Consider the following 16,301-nt stretch of genomic DNA (forward strand, 5'->3'; position numbering starts at 1 on the left):
TGATGCGAAAGATCGCTACGACCACTTTGCTGACCGCGCTGGTGCTGGCGGGCTCGCCGGTGATGGCGCGGGAACTGGCGACGCTGACCCGCCTCGATGCCTCGACCGTGGAACTGAAGCGCGACGATACCGCTCCCGTAGCGGTGTGGATCAGCGCCGACACCGTGCTGGACAAGGGCGACCAGCGCTTTGCCGCAGCCAGCAAGGACGGCGTGCTAAAGCTGCCGATCGCGGCGACCGACCGGCGTTACGTGATCCTCGAAGGGAAAGGCGGCAAGGGCCGCACCGTCGTCGCCGAGCGCGTGCTGCCGTTGGAGCAGGGCAGCAACTTCCGCGATGTCGGCGGCTACGTCACGAAGGACGGGCACACGGTGAAGTGGGACAAGGCGTTCCGCTCGGGCGCGATGCCGCTGCTGACCGACGCGGACTATGCGCTGCTCGGCCAGCTGGGCATCGGCAACGTCGTCGACTTGCGCTCGATCGAGGAGCGCGAGGTTGCGCCCGACCTGCTCGACGACAAGCTGGGCGCGCTGTTCATCGCCAACGACTATTCGCTGAAGCCGCTGATGGCGAAGATGGGCCAGGGCGGCGGCGAGAACATGTACGCGGGCATGGAAAAGATGCTGGCGCCGCAGTTCCGTTCGCTGTTCCGCCGCCTGATCGCGGACGAGGGCGCGGTGGTCTACCACTGCTCGGCCGGGCAGGACCGCACCGGCATGGCGACGGCGTTGCTCTACGACGTGCTCGGCGTCGATCGCGAGACGATCCTGAAGGACTACCATCTCTCCACCGAACTGCGCCGCCTGCAGTTCGAGATGCCCAAGGTGGACCCCAAGGACTATCCGAACAACCCGATCCTGAAGTATTACGTTGCGGGCGAGGACGGCAAGCCGCGCAAGGCGGAGCCGCTCTATACGCCCTCCGGTGCCTCGCACCTGGCGCAGTTCTTCACGTACCTCGACAAGCAGTACGGCGGTTCGGAAGCCTACCTGCGCACGCTCGGCTTCACCGATGCGGACTTCGCGAAGCTGCGCAAGACGATGCTGGACTGAAGAACGACAGGGCGGGGGCATGCGTGAATGCGTTCTCCGCCCTGTCGAAGTGTCCTCAGTGCTGCGCCCACTCCACGCGGTAGAGGTCGAAGCGGCGGTCCTTCAGGTTCTGCACCGCGCCCGACTGGCGCGCGGTCAGCAGGGCATCCAGGCTGAGGTCGGAGATCGCGATCGTCTCGGTATTGGGCGCGGTGTCCGCCGCCACGCCGTCGCGGGCGAAGGGAAAGTCGCTGGGCGTCAGGATCGCGCTTTCGGCGTAGTGGACGTCCATGTTCTCGACGTTCGGCAGGTTGCCGACGACGCCCGAGGTGACGACGTAGCACTGGTTCTCCACCGCGCGGGCCTGCGCGCAGTAGCGTACCCGCAGGTAGCCGCGCCGCTCGTCGGTGCAGAACGGCACGAACAGCATCAGCGCACCCTGGTTGACGAGGTGGCGTGCGAGTTCGGGGAACTCGCTGTCGTAGCAGATCATCACCCCGATCGGCCCGCAGTCGGTGGGGATCACGTTGGCGCCGTAGCCGCCCTTGATGTTCCACCAGCGCCGTTCGGAAGGGGTGGGGTGCAGCTTCTGCGTCTCGTGCACCGCGCCGTCGCGCAGGAAGGTATAGGCGATGTTGCGGATCTCGCTCTTGCCGCCCTTCAGCTTCACGCGGGTGGGGTGCGAGCCGCCGATGATGTTGATGTTGTAGCTGACCGCCATGCGCGCCATGAACTCGACGAAGCGCTCGGTGTATTCGGCGATCTTCTCGATCGCCTCGACCGGCTGCAGCTTCTTCTCCTCGATCGAGAGCAGTTCGAGGGTGAACAGCTCGGGGAAGGCCACGAAGTCGCTTTCGTAGTCGGCGGCGACGTCGATCCAGTATTCGACCTGGGCCTCGAACTCGTCGATCGTGTCGATCTTGCGCATCTGGAACTGCACGGTGGCGACGCGCACGCTGGAGGGCACGCGCTCCTTGAGGCCGGGAATCGCCTTGCCGGTATCGAGCGGGGCGAGCGGGTTGGTCCAGTACATTAGCACCGCGTTGCCGCCGCTCTCGCGGTCGGTGGGGATGTAGTCGGGCAGGATGCCGCGCGGCTCGTAGCCCTCGTTCATCTGGAAGTTGATGACCTGGTCGCGGATCTTTTTGTCACGCACCGCCTGCACGTAGTCGGCCGGATCGGGATAGGCGCGCTTGCGGCGGTAGTAGCCGGGCATGCGGCCCGCGAAGGCGATGCCCTTCAGCTCGAAATACTGGCAGACCTCGCGGCGCTTGCGGTAGAGGCGCTGGCCGATGCGCAGGCGGCGGTAGTCGGGATCGACGCAGACCTCGAAGCCGTAGAGCACGTCGCCTTCGGGCGCAGGCGGACGGCCGTAGCCGCCGTTGCTGATCTCTTCCCAGGTGTGCGGCTTGAAGGCGAGGTCGGAGGTGACGATCATCGTCGCGCAGTGGCCGACGACCTTGCCTTCGTACTCGGCCACGAACTGGCCTTCGGGGAAATTGATGACCTGTCCGCGGATCTCGGCGCGGGTGAAGGCGTCGGCCTTGCCGTAGACCTTGACGGAGAGGCGGGCGATCGCGGCGGCGTCCGCGACGGTCGCTTCGCGGATGATGAGCTTGGCTTTGGTCTGGTCCATGAGCGCTGTTCTACGCATTGCGGCGCGGAAGGTTCCAGTCCGCAATCCTCTTGAGCGGATTCATTTTTTCTCAGGCGACGCGGGATACATGGGGCGCCCGGGCCGTTGTCTTCCCTGAAAGGAGACTGCCCCCATGAGTGCAACCCTTTACGCTCTCGCCCTGTTCGCCTGTTCGGACGACGGCACCGCCTGCCAGCGGCTGGAGACGCCGGTGCGGACTTACGAGACGCGCGGTTCCTGCGATGCCGGTATCGACATTGCGCTGGATACGGAGGCCGCCCGCAAGGCCGAGGCGCCGACCGTCTACGCGCAGTGCCTGACGAGCCGGCAGATGGCTTCGATCGGCAAAGGCATCATCGACCTCACGCGGGTTAATGGCGCGCGATTTGCCAGCGCAGGGTTCTAAGGCCGGTTCTTTTCCCAACTCGTCATTGCTTCGGTTCGCTCGCAATGACGAAACTGAGGATCACCCCCGGCCGCGATAACCCGGTACACCCTGATCGGGCACCCAGAGCCCGGTGGGCGGTGCGTCCGATTGCCAGAACACGTCGATCGGAATGCCGCCGCGCGGATACCAGTAGCCGCCGATGCGTAGCCACAGCGGCTTCATCTCGTCGAACAGGCGCTGGCCGATGCCGACGGTCACGTCCTCGTGGAAGGCGCCGTGATTGCGGAACGAGCCCAGGAACAGCTTGAGGCTCTTCGATTCGACGATGGTTTCGCCGGGCGCATAGTCGATCACCAGATGCGCGAAGTCGGGCTGTCCGGTCACCGGGCAGAGCGAGGTGAATTCGGGCGCGGCGAAGCGGACGAGATAGAGGCTGCCGACGCGCGGGTTCGGGACGTAATCGAGCTGGGCTTCCTCGGGCGAAGCGGGAAGTCCGCTCTGCTGGCCGAGGTGGAGGGGGAAAGAGGTGTCAGTCATGACCCGGCAATGCCGCCAAGGACGCGCGAGCGCAAGTATCTCGCCGGTTGCCTATATGTCACACCATCGGTGGACGATGGCATGGCACGCCTTGTCGTACGGGCAGGAGGCATTAACTGGGCGTTCACACGAAGTTTGGCGAAGACCGAAGATACCATGAGGGGCACGAATTCAATCATAGCGCGCGCGGCGATCTCGACCGCGCTGGCCGCAATTCTCGCGGGGCCTGTCGGTGCCCAGTCGAGCGGCACCACCTGGAGCCTTCCCGAGCCCACCGCGACCCCGAGTTCGCGGGCACAAGGTCCGGTCGATGCGCAGAACCCGATCCTGCGGCCGCGCAATGCCGCGCCCGAACCGGTGCCGACCATTGCCGCACCCCCGCCGCAGGTCCAGCCATCCGCTCAGCCTCCGCGCGTCCAGCCCACCGCGCAACCCTCCGTGACCCCGCGCCCCACGCCGACGAGAACGCCGAACCCGGCAGCCAGCCCCAGCGCGCCCGAACCGCGCGCTTCGGCGACGCCCGAGCCGCAGGGCACTCCCTCGGTTTCCGCGCCGGTCGCGCCCGAACCGTTACCGACGCCGATCCCTGCGCCCTCGGCGGTCGAAACGCCCACGACAGCACTTGCGCCTGCGCCTCTCGTTCCGGTTGCGCAGCAGGGCTTGCCCATATGGGTATGGGCAATCCCGGCAATGCTGGTCGTCCTGGGCGCCCTTGCGTTCTTTCTGCGGCGCAAGCGCCCGGCCGAGGAAGCGGAAGATTGGCCCGAAGTGCAGGAGGTCGCCGAACCCGTCGCGCCTCCTGTTCCGAAGCCTGCCCCCGTTCCGCAGCCGGAATTCGCCAGCCCGCCGGTCCCGCCGCGCCCCGCTCCGGTCCCGCCGCCAGCCGCTGCGCCGGAGGCCGTCGATATCGCCTTCGAGCCGGTCGGCCTGCGCCTCTCGCTGGTCTTCGCGACGCTGCAGTACCGGGTGACGCTGACGGCGGGCACCGACCTCCCGGCCGGGCACCTGATCGGCGACATGATCGGCGCACATGGCTCGCTGACTTCCGAGCAGCAGCTTGCCCCGCCGCTGGAGACGCTGACGCCGCTCAAGCCGGTGCCTGCGTTTGCGGCGGGGGAGAGCGTCACCCTCACCGGCGAAGTGCAGTTGCCGCTTAGCGCCATTAGGCCGCTGCAGCGCGCGAATGCGTCGTTCTTCGTGCCGCTGCTGCGTGTGGGCGTAGTCTTCGCCGAGACCGTCGCGCCCGTCCGCCGCGTCTTCACGCTGGGCATCGCCGGAGGCCCCGCGCTGGCGCCGCTGCGGCTCGACACCGGCCCGATGGAGCACCGCGATCTCGGCGCGCGCGAGGTGGCGGAGGCGCGCGCCTATCCGGTTCTGCCGGGCACGCTGTGCAAGGCGGTCTGAGGCGTACCGATCCTAGCTCCGTCGTCACCCTGAAACACGTTCAGGGTGACGAAGTGAAACAGCTCAAGGGTCTGGCCTCTCCTTCACCTAACCCCTTTCCCGGAACGCGGAAAATGGCCTAGGGTTCTGTCTGCCCAGCCAGCGGAGATCACAGTGAACAGCAGTAAGCGCCTCGAAGACCTTGAGGCTGCCACTCGTATCGTCGGCGCCGGGCGGCGTAGCGAATGGACCGGGCCGGTCGTCAACCCGCCGGTCTGGCGCGCCAGTACGCACCTCTACGAGAATACTGCCGCGCTGGCGCAGGGGCCGCGCACCAACGAGGACGGGCGTTTCTTCTACGGCCGCCGCGGCGCGCCGACGCAGTGGGCGCTGGCCGACGCGCTGACCGCGCTGGAGCCCGGCGCCGCAGGCACCGTGCTCTATCCTTCCGGCGTCGCCGCCATTGCCGGGGTCATGCTGACCCTGCTGCGGCCGGGCGACGTCGTGCTGATCACCGACAATGCCTACGACCCGACCCGTTCGATGGGCAAGGGCCTACTGACCGACATGGGCATCGAGCCGCGCTTCTTCGATCCGCTGGATCTGAAGGCCTACGAAGCCGCCTTCTGCGACCGCACACGGGCAGTGCTGCTGGAAGCACCGGGCAGCCTCTCGATGGAAATGTGCGACCTGCCCGCGCTGGCCCGCATCGCGCGGGAGAAGGGCGCGGTTTCGGTGCTCGACAACACCTGGGCCAGCCCGCTCGGCTTCGCGGGGCTGAGCCACGGGATCGACGTGGTGCTGATGGCGCTGACCAAGCATGTCGGCGGCCACTCGGACCTGATGATGGGCAGCGCCAGCGCCGGGCCGGAACTCTACGCAAAGCTGCGCGGCCGCGCGCAGCAACTGGGCAATGTCGTCTCTCCCGACGACGCGGCGCTTGCGCTTCGCGGCCTGCGTACCTTGCACTTGCGCCTTGCCCACGAGACGCAGAGCGCGCTGGAAATCGCAACGTGGCTCTCGAAGCGGCCGGAAGTGGCGCAAGTGCTCTGCCCGATGCTGCCCGGCGCACCGGGCCATGACTTGTGGAAGCGCGATTTCACAGGCGGCTGCGGCCTCTTCAGCTTCACTTTCAGGGGCGGCGATGCAGCCGCGCGCAACCGCTTCATCGATGCGCTGACGTTGTTCGGCATCGGCTATTCGTGGGGCGGGTTCGAAAGCCTGGCGATCCCCATCGAGCCTTCCGCCTACCGCAACACCATGGCCTGGCCGCCCGCTCCTGCCGCGGAAGGCGACCGCCACGGCGTACGCCTTGCCATCGGCCTGGAGGCGCCCGAGGACCTCATCGCCGACATCGAGCAGGCACTGGAAGCATGGCGGGGGCAGTGACCGCGCCCCTTGTCGCGGCCGCCACGGCGAGCCCGACGCCGACCGCGACAGCCACCGCCGTCGTGGTCAAGCACGCCGAGCCGGTCGCGGGCGCGGAAGGCATCAAGAACGTCGTCTCCGCCCGCAGCGACACGATCGGCAACATCGTCGACACGCTCGACAAGCTGGCCGTGCAGGTCGGCTCCAGCCGCATTTCGCTGTGGGACTTGACCGTCATCGTCGCGGTGCTCGCGCTGGTGATCTCGGTCGCCTGGATCACCAGCCGCATGTCGAGCCGGCTGCTGGCCCGCGCGACGCGCCTCGACATGACGCAGCGGCTGCTGACCGAGAAGATGGTCAGCCTGTTTATCTGGACCGTGGCCATCCTCGTCGGCATCGACGTGCTGGGGATCGACCTGACGGCGCTGACGGTGTTCTCCGGCGCCTTCGGCCTTGCCATCGGCTTCGGCCTGCAGAAGACCTTCGGCAACCTGATCGCCGGTATCATCCTGCTGATGGACAAGTCGATCAAGCCGGGCGACGTCATCGCCATTGCCGACCAGAGCGGGCAGTACACCTTCGGCCAGATCCGCCGCATTGGCATCCGCGCCGTCTCGCTCACCACGCGCGACCAGAAGGAATACCTGATCCCGAACGAGAACCTGATGATCAATCAGGTAGAGAACTGGTCCTACTCGTCAAAGAACGTGCGTATCCAGGTCCCGGTCGTGGTCCCCTATGCCGCCGATATCGAGCTTGCCGAGAAGCTGATGCTGGAGGCAGCGGGTGCCGTGAAACGTGTCCTCAAGGCCCCGCCGCCAACCGTCTGGCTCGACAGCTTTGCGGAGAATGGAGTCGCGTTTGTGATCCACGTCTGGATCACCGATCCCGAGGAAGGCACCGGAAACGTGCGGTCTGACGTGCTCAAAGGGCTCTGGAAGCTCATGCGAGAGAACGGCATCAAGGTGCCTTTCCCTCAGCGCGATCTCAACCTTCGCGATACTGAGACGATGCGCGAGTTGATTGCCGCGCTTCGGTCCGACGAGGGCAAGACGCCCCTGAACTGATTGCCGCATACCCACCTGGTTGGGACTTGTCCGGAAAGGCTTGTCTGTATCCAAATTCCTTTTATCGATCCTCGGCACGCGATCTTGATACTATTTGGATACCGATCTTTCGAGTACCCGGGGGCGAGATGGCCACCTAGACCCGATTGACCGTCGTCATGTTGAAGGCGCCTGAGTCCGCACGAAAACCTGCGAGGATGCTCGACATGATCAAGGGTGCCTGACATTGCCTTTCGTGCTGGCCGGAGCCTTGCGCTGGTGGACGCTCCTGCCGGTATTGCTGGTGAGCTATACCTTTTTCGGCCTCGAACCTAACGACTTGCCGCCTGCCCTGGCTCCCAGTGCCTACGTTCTGACCTGACGCGCTTCTTCAGTACCCGAAGAAGCGCTTGAGCCCGAGGGCCTTGAGGCCGCGGCGATACGTCATCGAACTCATGTCCGCGGGGATATGCGCCTCGTCGGTAGGATCGAGCGGAAGCCATTCGGGCATCTGCGCCTCGACGATGGCCTTGTCCTCCTCGAAGATGCGCTGGTTGAAGTCGTAGACGTCCTGCACCGGCAGGTCGGTGTCGAAATTGCGGGCGATCGGCGCAAACAGGCGCGTCACGCGGGCCGACACTGGCGAGGCGGCGTTCATGATGACCAGCCGGTCGGTGCCGGGGAAATGGATTTCCAGCGTCGCCGTGAACGGCAGGTGGCAGCGGAAATGGCGCAGCCAGTTGAATCCGGGAACCCCGCGCTGAGAGACGCCGATCGGATAGTTGCCTACCGAACTCCAGTATTCTGCCTCGAAGCCGTATTCGGTCCGTTTCGGCGCATAGGCCGGGACTTCGGCATTGTCGGGATCGGCGAAAGTCTCGGTATGCACGAAGGCGAAGTGCGCGACGTCGAGGAAGCCTTCCAACTGGCGTCCCGCGAAACCGTTGATATCGATCCAGGGACAGGTGATCTGCTGGAATTCGGGCTCTTCCCAGTGCGGCATGTCGGGAATGTCGCCCGTCGCGGGAGCATCGCCCTCGGCGTCGAGGCAGGTCCAGATCAGGCCGTAGCGTTCGAAGCTGGGGAAAGTACGCAGGTGCAGCCGCTCCGGAATGTCGCGCGCGGGGTGCGCAGGAACGTGGACGCACTTGCCGCCGCCCCCGAACCTGAGACCGTGATAGGGGCACACCACGCTATCGCCCTGCTGCGTCCCGAGGCTTAGCGGCACCCCGCGATGCGGGCATACGTTGGTCGCGACGACAATCTCGTCGCCTGATTTGTAGATCACCAGCGGCTGGTCGAGCAGCCTGGTGCCGACCGGCTTCTCGCCCACTTCGCGAGCGAGTGCTACGGGATACCAGTGACGGGCGAGGACGTACCAGTCTTCCGGATCGAAAGTGCAGCCCAGGGGAAGGGCAGGCCGAACGGGGGAGATGACGGCGGCAGTAGCCATGGAATTTTCATCCGCTGAAGGTTTCTCGCGCCTTTTCCGCGTCCTTCTCCGCTCTATCAAACGCAATGATTTGCACATTGTGTTGCAAAAATTAGAGCGGAAACAGTTGGCTGCTGATGGCAATGCCGCGCTGCAAAATCGTGCTTGTTGATGCGTATTGTATCTGTCAGTATATCGAGCATCTGAGGCTTCTTCCGCAGCGTGGCGGCAGGCAGCCCGTTTCATTTCATGATTGTATGGCAACGGCGCCATCGGCTCATTCCGGGTTCGGGGTGCGGCTGATGGCGCTTTTTCGTGTTGGAAAGGCTGGCGTGGAGCGCAAATCGGTAAAGAGCGTGTGCCCCTATTGCGGCGTTGGCTGCGGTATTGTCATGGATGTTGCGGACGGTCGCATCGTTAAGGTGACCGGTGACAAGAACCATCCGACGAATTTCGGCAGGCTGTGCACCAAGGGAAGCAGTTGCCATGTCCCGGTGACGGCTCCGGGGCGCGCAGATGCGGCTTATGCCCGCATCGCCGGCAGCAGCGACCAGGGTGCGATCCCGATGAGCGAGGCGATCAGCCGAACCGCAAATGGCCTGCGCACGATTATCGATCGTGACGGGCCGGACGCGGTCTCGTTCTACGTCTCGGGGCAGATGTCGCTCGAGGCGCAGTACCTTGCCAACAAGCTATGCAAGGGCTTCATCGGCACCAACAATATCGAAAGCAACTCGCGGCTGTGCATGGCGAGCGCTGCCAGCGGCTACAAGCTCTCGATCGGAGCGGATGGCCCTCCCGGGTCCTACCAGGATTTCGACCAGGCGGACCTCTTCTTCGTGATTGGCGCCAATATGGCGGACTGCCATCCGATCCTGTTTCTCAGAATGATGGACCGGGTGAAGGCGGGCGCAAAGCTGATCGTCGTCGATCCGCGGCGCAACACGACGGCGGACAAGGCCGACCTGTTCCTTCAGGTGAAACCGGGCACGGACCTCGCACTGCTCAATGGCCTGCTGCATCTCCTTGTCGAGCAGGGCGGCATCGATCGCGACTTCATATCTGCGTTCACCGAAGGCTGGGATGCGATGCCGCAGTTTCTTGCGGACTACGCACCGGCGCGGGTTGCCGAGATCACAGGCATCCCGGAGGCCGATCTGCGGCAGGCCGCGCAATGGATCGCAAAGGCAGGCGAATGGATGACCTGCTGGACCATGGGGCTCAACCAGAGCACGCATGGCACCTGGAATACCAATGCGATCTGCAACCTGCACCTCGCGACCGGGGCCATCTGCCGTCCGGGCAGCGGGCCATTCTCGCTGACGGGACAGCCCAATGCCATGGGTGGTCGCGAGATGGGATACATGGGGCCGGGCCTGCCTGGCCAGCGTGCGACCATCAGCGAGGCCGATCGCCTCTTCGTCGAGGACGCGTGGGGTGTCCCGCATGGCACTCTGCGGGTCGAGAGCGGCGCCGGTACGGTGGCGATGTTCGAGGAAATGGCGAAGGGCCGGATAAAAGCGTGCTGGATCATCTGCACCAACCCGGTCGCCAGCGTCTCCAATCGCAAGACCGTCATTGCCGGGCTGGAGGCGGCCGAACTGGTCGTCACCCAGGATGTCTATGTCGATACCGAGACAAATCGCTATGCCCACATCATCCTTCCGGGGGCGCTATGGGCAGAAGCGGAAGGAGTCATGATCAATTCCGAGCGTAACCTGACGCTCATGCAGAAGGCGGTCGATCCTCCGGGCGAGGCGATGGCGGATTGGGAGATCATTGCCCGAGTGGCCTGCGAAATGGGATATCGCGATGCGTTCACTTATGCATGCGCCGAGGATGTCTTCGAGGAAATCCGCGAATTCTGGAACCCTCGAACCGGCTATGACATTCGCGGTGCCAGCCACGAGCGGTTGCGTGGCACTCCCCTGCAGTGGCCTTGTCCTCCGGATTGCGAGCAGGACCGCAATCCCACGCGCTACCTCAACGACGGGACCAGTCAGACGCTCAGGATCGAGGAGGACGAAACCCGTCCTCGGCTCGCCTTTCCGACCGAGAGCGGCAAGGCGCATTTCCTGCCGCGTCCCCACATGGAACCGGCGGAAATGCCAGACGAGGAATATCCGCTCGTGCTCAACACCGGGCGCCTGCAGCATCAGTGGCATACCCTGACCAAGACGGCCAAGGTGCCGATGCTCAACAAGCTCAATCCCGGTCCTTTCGTAGAACTCAATCCCGAGGATGCGAAAGCGCTGCAGATCGGCGAGCGGGATCAGGTCGAAGTGCAGTCTCGTCGCGGCCGTGCCGTCTTGCCGGCGATCGTCACCGACCGCGTGCGGCCGGGAAATTGCTTCGCACCGTTTCACTGGAACGACGTCTTCGGAGACGACCTTGCGATCAATGCGGTCACCAGCGATGCGGTGGACCCTATATCGCTGCAGCCCGAGTTCAAGTTCTCCGCGGTAAGGCTGTCGCGGGTGTCGGGCCCGATAGACCTCGAGACCGTGCAACCCGGTGAGGCAGCCCGAAACGAGCGGCACCAGGAGGCCGTGGCGCCGTCCGGCGGCGACGAGCGCGAGCGCACTGCACTGGACGTGTTCGAGCGCCTAGTGGGCATGCCGGTCAGCGCGCCGCCGGCTTTCACGCATGAGGAACAGACATTCCTTTCGGGATTCACGGCCGGACTGCGAGCATCCGAACTGGAAACAGCGCAATTACCCTTCGTGCCGGCAGGTGCCCCCTTTGACGAGGGGCGGCGACATTACGTCAACGGGCTTCTTGCTGGCCTTTTCGCCCGCGTTCCGTTGCCTAAAGGCGAGACACCACTTCTGGCAACCGGTCCTGCTATGGGCGTGTCTGCGGCGCCAGAGTCTGACGCACGCGAGATCCTGGTGCTCTGGGCCTCTCAGACAGGCAACGCCGAGGGCTTCGCCGAGACATGCGCAGCGCGACTGAAGGGAAGCAATCATCCCACCCGGGTGTTGTCGATGGATGCACTGGCGCTTTCGGAATTGGCGGATGCGAGCGAAGTCCTGTTGATCGCCAGCACGTTTGGCGACGGTGACGCACCCGACAATGGCGGCCAGTTCTGGTCCGCTCTTGCCAATGCGGCCGCACCGCGGCTGGAGGGGCTGCAATATTCGGTCCTCGCGTTCGGCGATTCCAGCTACGATCAGTTCTGCGGCTTCGGACGAAAGCTCGACGCAAGACTGGAGGAACTGGGGGCAGCCCGGCTCGCTCCCCGCACAGACTGCGAGCCCGATTACGAGGAGCCGGCATCGTCCTGGTTGTCACAGGTCATCGCCACGCTGAAAGCCAGCGAGCCAGCAGTGCCGGTAGCAGCTGCGGCAGCTTCGCCTTCCGAGGGGAAACTGGACACGCCTCGATCTTCCCAAATGCAAAGTCCTGCCGGAAGCCCGCCGTACTCCCGAAAGGCGCCGCTGCTCACCTCGCTTTCCAGAAACGACTTGTTGAGCGCTGTCGGTGCGCAGAAAGAAGTGCGGCAGATCGGCTTCGACCTGACCGGCTGCGACTTTGCATACCGTGCAGGGGATGCCCTGGGTGTGTGGCCCGCCAATTGCCCTGCACTTGCTTCGGAAATCCAGGACGTCCTCGGGCTTGCCCCCGAAACGCCTGTCGTCGTCAAGCAGGTCGGCGAAACGGCGCTGTCCGAAGCTCTATTGCGGCACTGGGATATTGCGCGCCTCAACCGCAGCATCCTCGAACTGATCGTGGAACGTCGGCCTGACGCGGCGTTCGCGCCGCTGATAGACCCGGATCGTAAGCCCGAACTCGATCGGTGGATGTGGGGACGCCAGATCGCCGATGTCCTGCACGAGAGTGCGGTCCGCCTGACGTCGGCTGATCTGAGCTCCGTGATGCGGCCTCTGCAACCGCGCTTTTATTCGATCGCCTCGAGCCCGCATGCGCAAAGGGACGAGGTGCAACTGACGATCTCGACCGTAAGATATACTTGTGATGGGAGGCGTCGTCACGGCGTCTGCTCGGCATTCATGGCCGACCGGGCAGTGAGCGGCGACGTCGGAATCTTTCTTCAGCCTGCCGCACATTTCCATCCCCCCAAGGAGCAGGATCGGGGGATGATCATGGTCGGACCCGGCACGGGGATCGCACCGTTTCGCGGGTTTCTGCATGATCGGCAGCCTACAGGAGCCAAAGGCCCGAACTGGCTGTTTTTTGGAGAGCAGCACGAAGCAACCGACTTTTACTATCGTGAAGAGATCGCCGATTGGCGCCGTATTGGCCACCTCGACCGTCTAAGCCTCGCCTTCTCGCGCGATCAGGCGGACAAGATCTACGTCCAGCACCGCATGCTGGAGGAAGGCGCGGAACTCTGGCGCTGGCTGGACAGCGGCGCGCACTTCTATGTGTGCGGAGATGCGAGCCGCATGGCCAAGGATGTCGATGCCGCACTCAAGCAGGTGGTGGCGAGGCATGGCGGGATGAGCCACGAAGATGCGGTCGACTACGTGGCCCAGATGCAGAGCGAGAAGCGGTATGTCCGAGACGTTTACTGACCTTTGCCTCAGATCGTTGCCATATCGGCGAACCTATTGTTACATGCCCGGCACCTCAACGAATTGATCGAGACCCAGCGCCAATTCGGGCTTGAGGTCTTCCAGCGGCCGGTCGATCGCAAGTGCCAGCCACAGCGAACCATCGACGAAAGCACTCATGCCCTGTGCCGTCTCCCGGGCGGTCATCTTGAGCCCGATCGCGCCACGATCCGCCATCGCCTGCAGGTGATCGCTCAGGATCGCCAGTGCTTCCTCCAGTATTGGCTTGAACACGTCGTGCAGGTTACCCGGCCGCGCCGCCTCGGCGCGCAAGTGAAGTCGGGTGCGTACGATGGTTTCGATATCGAAGCCCAACTGGTCGTCGAGATTCGCGATCAGTGCTCTGAATGACGGCCAGTCGTCCGGAAATTCGAGGGCATCGACGATCCCGTAGCGCAGCGCTTCGGCGACAATGTCCTCCTTGTTCGCGAAATGAACGTAGATCGCGCCGGTGCTCAGCCCCGCCTGCTGGCGGATATCCGCCATCGACATGCCTTCCACGCCCTTGCGGGCGATGCACTCGATCGTGGCGCGCAGGATTCGCTCACGCTGCGCGTTCATGTGCTCAGGGTCGCGTTTGGGCATGGCATCCTCAAAAAGTACAATCGTTCGTTATTTCGTCTCGCGGGAAGTTACAACCTCTTGACAGCTTCTTTAAAAGAAGGAACGTTCGGTTTGTATGAGGGAAGAACCGCTGATCAAGGGGAATGGCATGGCATCGATGAAATCGCTCTTGGCTGCGGGTGTGGCGGCATTGGCGCTGGCGCCGGGAGCTGTGTTCGCCCAGTCGCTCGATAGTGAGGTCGCAGGCGGCGATATCGTGGTCACGGCGCAGAAACGGGCGGAACGCCTGCTGGAAACACCGCAGTCCGTCACCGCGATCTCGGGCGAGGATCTGGCGCGCATCAATGCCATGCAGTTCCGCGACTTCGCCAATTCGGTGCCGGCGCTGTCGTTCACCACGGCCGGGCCGGGGCAGACGCAGCTGACGCTGCGCGGGGTCACGGCCGGGAACGACATCGGGCCGACCGTGGGCGTCTACGTCAACGACGTGCCTTACGGTTCAAGCACCGCCTTCACCAACGCCTCGTCGCTGTCGCTCGACGCGGGACTGTTCGACATGGACCGCATCGAGGTGCTGCGCGGACCGCAGGGCACGCTTTATGGTGCCAGCACGATGGGCGGGCTCATCAAGTACGTGACCGCCGCTCCGCAGTTGGATGGCGTGAGCGGATCGGCGCAGGCGGGCGTGTCGGATACCCGGCATGGCGGCATCAGCTATAACGGCGGCGCGGCGTTCAACGTGCCGGTCGTGACGGACAAGGTCGCCCTGCGCGCCAACGGCTTCTATTCGCGCGACGGCGGCTTCATCGATAACCTTGCCCTGGGGCGCAAGGACGTGAACCGTTCGCGCGTCTACGGCGCGCGTGCCGACCTGCTGCTCAAGCCGAGCGATGCGCTGTCGATCCGCATCGGCGGCTATCTCCAGAACATTCACCGCGGCGGCACGGCGGCGGCGGACTACACGCTGGCGGGCGATCCGGTCGACGGCAGCTTCGACCAGCGCCGGCTGCTGGCGGAAGGGTTCGAACAGCGCTTTCGACTGGCCAGCGGGACGATCGATTACGATCTTGGCCCTGCGACGCTGACCTCGATCACCAGCTACCAGACCACGCGCGTCGCCTTCCGCCAGGATGCTTCTGCCGTCTACGTGCCGCTGCTGGGCCAGTTCGGCCTGAACTTCGACGCCGTAGCGGTGGACCAGGCGCGCAGCACGAAGAAGTTCACGCAGGAACTGCGGCTCGCCTCGAACGGCACTGGCACGATCGACTGGCTGGTGGGAGGCTTCTTCACCAACGAGAACAGCAGGAACGGGCAGCTCATCGTGCCCTATGACGCGAGTGGTTCGATCGCGCCTGTCGATCTCGCGACGATTGCCATTCCCAGCCGCTACCGCGAACTCGCCGTGTTCGGCAACCTGACCTGGCACATCACCGAGCGCTTCGACGTTTCCGGCGGTCTTCGCTATGCCCGCAACACGCAGCGCTTCGAGCAGATCGGATCGGGCCTGCTGATCGGCTCCCAGCCGCAGGCGCGTTCCAGCGACGACGTGGTCACCTACCTCGCCAACGCGCGGTATCGTTTCAGCGACAAGGCGACGTTCTACGTCCGCTACGCGACCGGCTATCGCCCCGGAGGCCCGAACTACGTCGTCGACGATCCGCTGACCGGCGAGCCTCTGGCGCCTGCGACATTCAAGTCGGATTCGCTCCAGAGCTTCGAGGCGGGCTTCAAGGCGGAAACCGCCGACCGCAGGTTCGGCATCGACCTTGCCGGCTACTACATCGACTGGAACGACATCCAGATCGCCACGGCGGCAGGCGGCGTCTCGGTGATCGCCAACGCCGGGGGCGCGCATGTCACCGGCGCCGAATTGACGCTGACCGCGCGGCCGAGTTCGACCCTCACCGCCACCGGCTCCTTCGCCTGGCAGCATGCGCGCATTGCCGACGACAATGCCGATCTCGGCGCGACCAAAGGCGACCGTCTGCCCAACGTGCCGAAGTACACGGTGACGATGAACCTCGATTACCGGGCGCCTGCCACGTCCGCGCTGCGTCCGAGTGCGGGCGCGACGGTGCGCTTCGTCTCCGATCGATCGTCCTCGTTCGACGGCAGTGCGGGGTTCCCGCAGTACGAACTGCCTGACTATGTCGCGGTCGATCTGCGGGCCGGAGCGACGGTCGGCCCGGTCGAGGCGCAAGTCTTCGTGCGCAACCTGTTCGATACGCGCGGCCAGCTTTCCGCTGCCACGGTGCTGTCGATCCTGGGCGGACCCGCGCAGGTCTCGATGATGCAGCCGCGCACTATCGGGCTCAGCGCCACCACGCGCTTCTGACCGC

Annotated in this window: 13 protein-coding genes; 9 read left to right on the top strand and 4 right to left on the bottom strand. The window is 64.6% G+C overall.

Translation table 11 applies throughout. The features are described 5' to 3' along the window. Positions 1–2: 2 nt before the first annotated feature. Positions 3–1,052 carry a tyrosine-protein phosphatase gene (locus tag QRN25_RS18640; protein ID WP_285020714.1) on the top strand — a complete coding sequence of 350 codons (1,050 nt, stop codon included), beginning with the start codon at positions 3–5 and terminating at the stop codon, positions 1,050–1,052. A gap of 55 nt (positions 1,053–1,107) precedes the next feature. Here the strand turns inward: QRN25_RS18640 and QRN25_RS18645 are convergent, their stop codons facing one another. Next, positions 1,108–2,667, bottom strand: coding sequence for a carbon-nitrogen hydrolase family protein (locus tag QRN25_RS18645; protein ID WP_271180757.1), 1,560 nt, complete (start codon positions 2,665–2,667; stop codon positions 1,108–1,110). 133 nt (positions 2,668–2,800) lie between these two features. Here QRN25_RS18645 and QRN25_RS18650 point away from each other — a divergent pair, with 133 nt between their 5' ends. Next, positions 2,801–3,073 (top strand): hypothetical protein, encoded by a 273-nt coding sequence (locus tag QRN25_RS18650; protein WP_285020715.1) that lies wholly within the window; start codon positions 2,801–2,803, stop codon positions 3,071–3,073. 60 nt (positions 3,074–3,133) lie between these two features. On the opposite strand, the gene queF is transcribed toward QRN25_RS18650, so the two are convergent. Further along, entirely contained in the window at positions 3,134–3,592 is a 459-nt protein-coding gene (gene queF, locus QRN25_RS18655; protein WP_285020716.1) for a preQ(1) synthase, read from the bottom strand. Between the two features lie 156 nt (positions 3,593–3,748). On the opposite strand from queF, the gene QRN25_RS18660 reads away from it, so the two are divergent. From QRN25_RS18660 to QRN25_RS18675, 4 genes are all read left to right on the top strand, one after another. Continuing rightward, complete coding sequence (locus QRN25_RS18660; protein ID WP_285020717.1) at positions 3,749–4,996, top strand: hypothetical protein; 1,248 nt, start codon at positions 3,749–3,751, stop codon at positions 4,994–4,996. A gap of 153 nt (positions 4,997–5,149) precedes the next feature. Further along, positions 5,150–6,364: a cystathionine beta-lyase gene (gene metC / locus QRN25_RS18665; RefSeq protein ID WP_502910477.1), complete on the top strand. Its 1,215-nt coding sequence runs from the start codon at positions 5,150–5,152 to the stop codon at positions 6,362–6,364. Next, on the top strand, positions 6,361–7,410 hold the full coding sequence (locus QRN25_RS18670; protein WP_285020718.1) for a mechanosensitive ion channel family protein: 1,050 nt from the start codon (positions 6,361–6,363) through the stop codon (positions 7,408–7,410). Before metC ends, QRN25_RS18670 begins: the two co-directional genes overlap by 4 nt. A gap of 226 nt (positions 7,411–7,636) precedes the next feature. Continuing rightward, positions 7,637–7,771, top strand: coding sequence for a hypothetical protein (locus QRN25_RS18675; protein WP_285020719.1), 135 nt, complete (start codon positions 7,637–7,639; stop codon positions 7,769–7,771). Positions 7,772–7,780: 9 nt separating this feature from the next. On the opposite strand, the gene QRN25_RS18680 is transcribed toward QRN25_RS18675, so the two are convergent. Continuing rightward, positions 7,781–8,842 carry a Rieske 2Fe-2S domain-containing protein gene (locus QRN25_RS18680; protein ID WP_285020720.1) on the bottom strand — a complete coding sequence of 354 codons (1,062 nt, stop codon included), beginning with the start codon at positions 8,840–8,842 and terminating at the stop codon, positions 7,781–7,783. Between QRN25_RS18680 and QRN25_RS18685 the strand changes: the two genes are divergently transcribed. Together QRN25_RS18685 and QRN25_RS18690 are read left to right on the top strand one after the other, a co-directional pair. Next, positions 8,841–8,993, top strand: a complete 153-nt coding sequence (locus QRN25_RS18685) for a hypothetical protein (protein WP_285020721.1) — start codon at positions 8,841–8,843, stop codon at positions 8,991–8,993. The two genes, QRN25_RS18680 and QRN25_RS18685, sit on opposite strands and share 2 nt — an antisense overlap. A 130-nt stretch (positions 8,994–9,123) precedes the next feature. Then, entirely contained in the window at positions 9,124–13,359 is a 4,236-nt protein-coding gene (locus QRN25_RS18690) for a bifunctional nitrate reductase/sulfite reductase flavoprotein subunit alpha (RefSeq protein WP_285020723.1), read from the top strand. Positions 13,360–13,398: 39 nt separating this feature from the next. On the opposite strand, the gene QRN25_RS18695 is transcribed toward QRN25_RS18690, so the two are convergent. Continuing rightward, positions 13,399–13,983 carry a TetR/AcrR family transcriptional regulator gene (locus tag QRN25_RS18695; RefSeq protein WP_285020724.1) on the bottom strand — a complete coding sequence of 195 codons (585 nt, stop codon included), beginning with the start codon at positions 13,981–13,983 and terminating at the stop codon, positions 13,399–13,401. A gap of 127 nt (positions 13,984–14,110) precedes the next feature. Between QRN25_RS18695 and QRN25_RS18700 the strand changes: the two genes are divergently transcribed. Beyond that, a complete protein-coding gene (locus QRN25_RS18700) occupies positions 14,111–16,297 on the top strand; it encodes a TonB-dependent receptor (protein ID WP_285020725.1) in 2,187 nt (728 codons plus the stop codon). Positions 16,298–16,301: the final 4 nt, after the last annotated feature.

Source organism: Novosphingobium sp. fls2-241-R2A-195, from assembly GCF_030209485.1.
In the GTDB taxonomy this organism is placed as follows: Bacteria; Pseudomonadota; Alphaproteobacteria; order Sphingomonadales; family Sphingomonadaceae; genus Novosphingobium; species Novosphingobium resinovorum.

Coding starts and splice junctions, on each gene's coding strand:
- QRN25_RS18650 (WP_285020715.1), top strand. CDS start 2,801: ATGAGTGCAACCCTTTACGCTCTCGCCCTGTTCGCCTGTTCGGACGAC.
- QRN25_RS18695 (WP_285020724.1), bottom strand. CDS start 13,983: ATGCCCAAACGCGACCCTGAGCACATGAACGCGCAGCGTGAGCGAATC.
- queF (WP_285020716.1), bottom strand. CDS start 3,592: ATGACTGACACCTCTTTCCCCCTCCACCTCGGCCAGCAGAGCGGACTT.
- QRN25_RS18700 (WP_285020725.1), top strand. CDS start 14,111: ATGGCATCGATGAAATCGCTCTTGGCTGCGGGTGTGGCGGCATTGGCG.
- QRN25_RS18660 (WP_285020717.1), top strand. CDS start 3,749: ATGAGGGGCACGAATTCAATCATAGCGCGCGCGGCGATCTCGACCGCG.
- QRN25_RS18685 (WP_285020721.1), top strand. CDS start 8,841: ATGGAATTTTCATCCGCTGAAGGTTTCTCGCGCCTTTTCCGCGTCCTT.
- QRN25_RS18680 (WP_285020720.1), bottom strand. CDS start 8,842: ATGGCTACTGCCGCCGTCATCTCCCCCGTTCGGCCTGCCCTTCCCCTG.
- QRN25_RS18645 (WP_271180757.1), bottom strand. CDS start 2,667: ATGGACCAGACCAAAGCCAAGCTCATCATCCGCGAAGCGACCGTCGCG.
- QRN25_RS18690 (WP_285020723.1), top strand. CDS start 9,124: ATGGCGCTTTTTCGTGTTGGAAAGGCTGGCGTGGAGCGCAAATCGGTA.
- QRN25_RS18640 (WP_285020714.1), top strand. CDS start 3: ATGCGAAAGATCGCTACGACCACTTTGCTGACCGCGCTGGTGCTGGCG.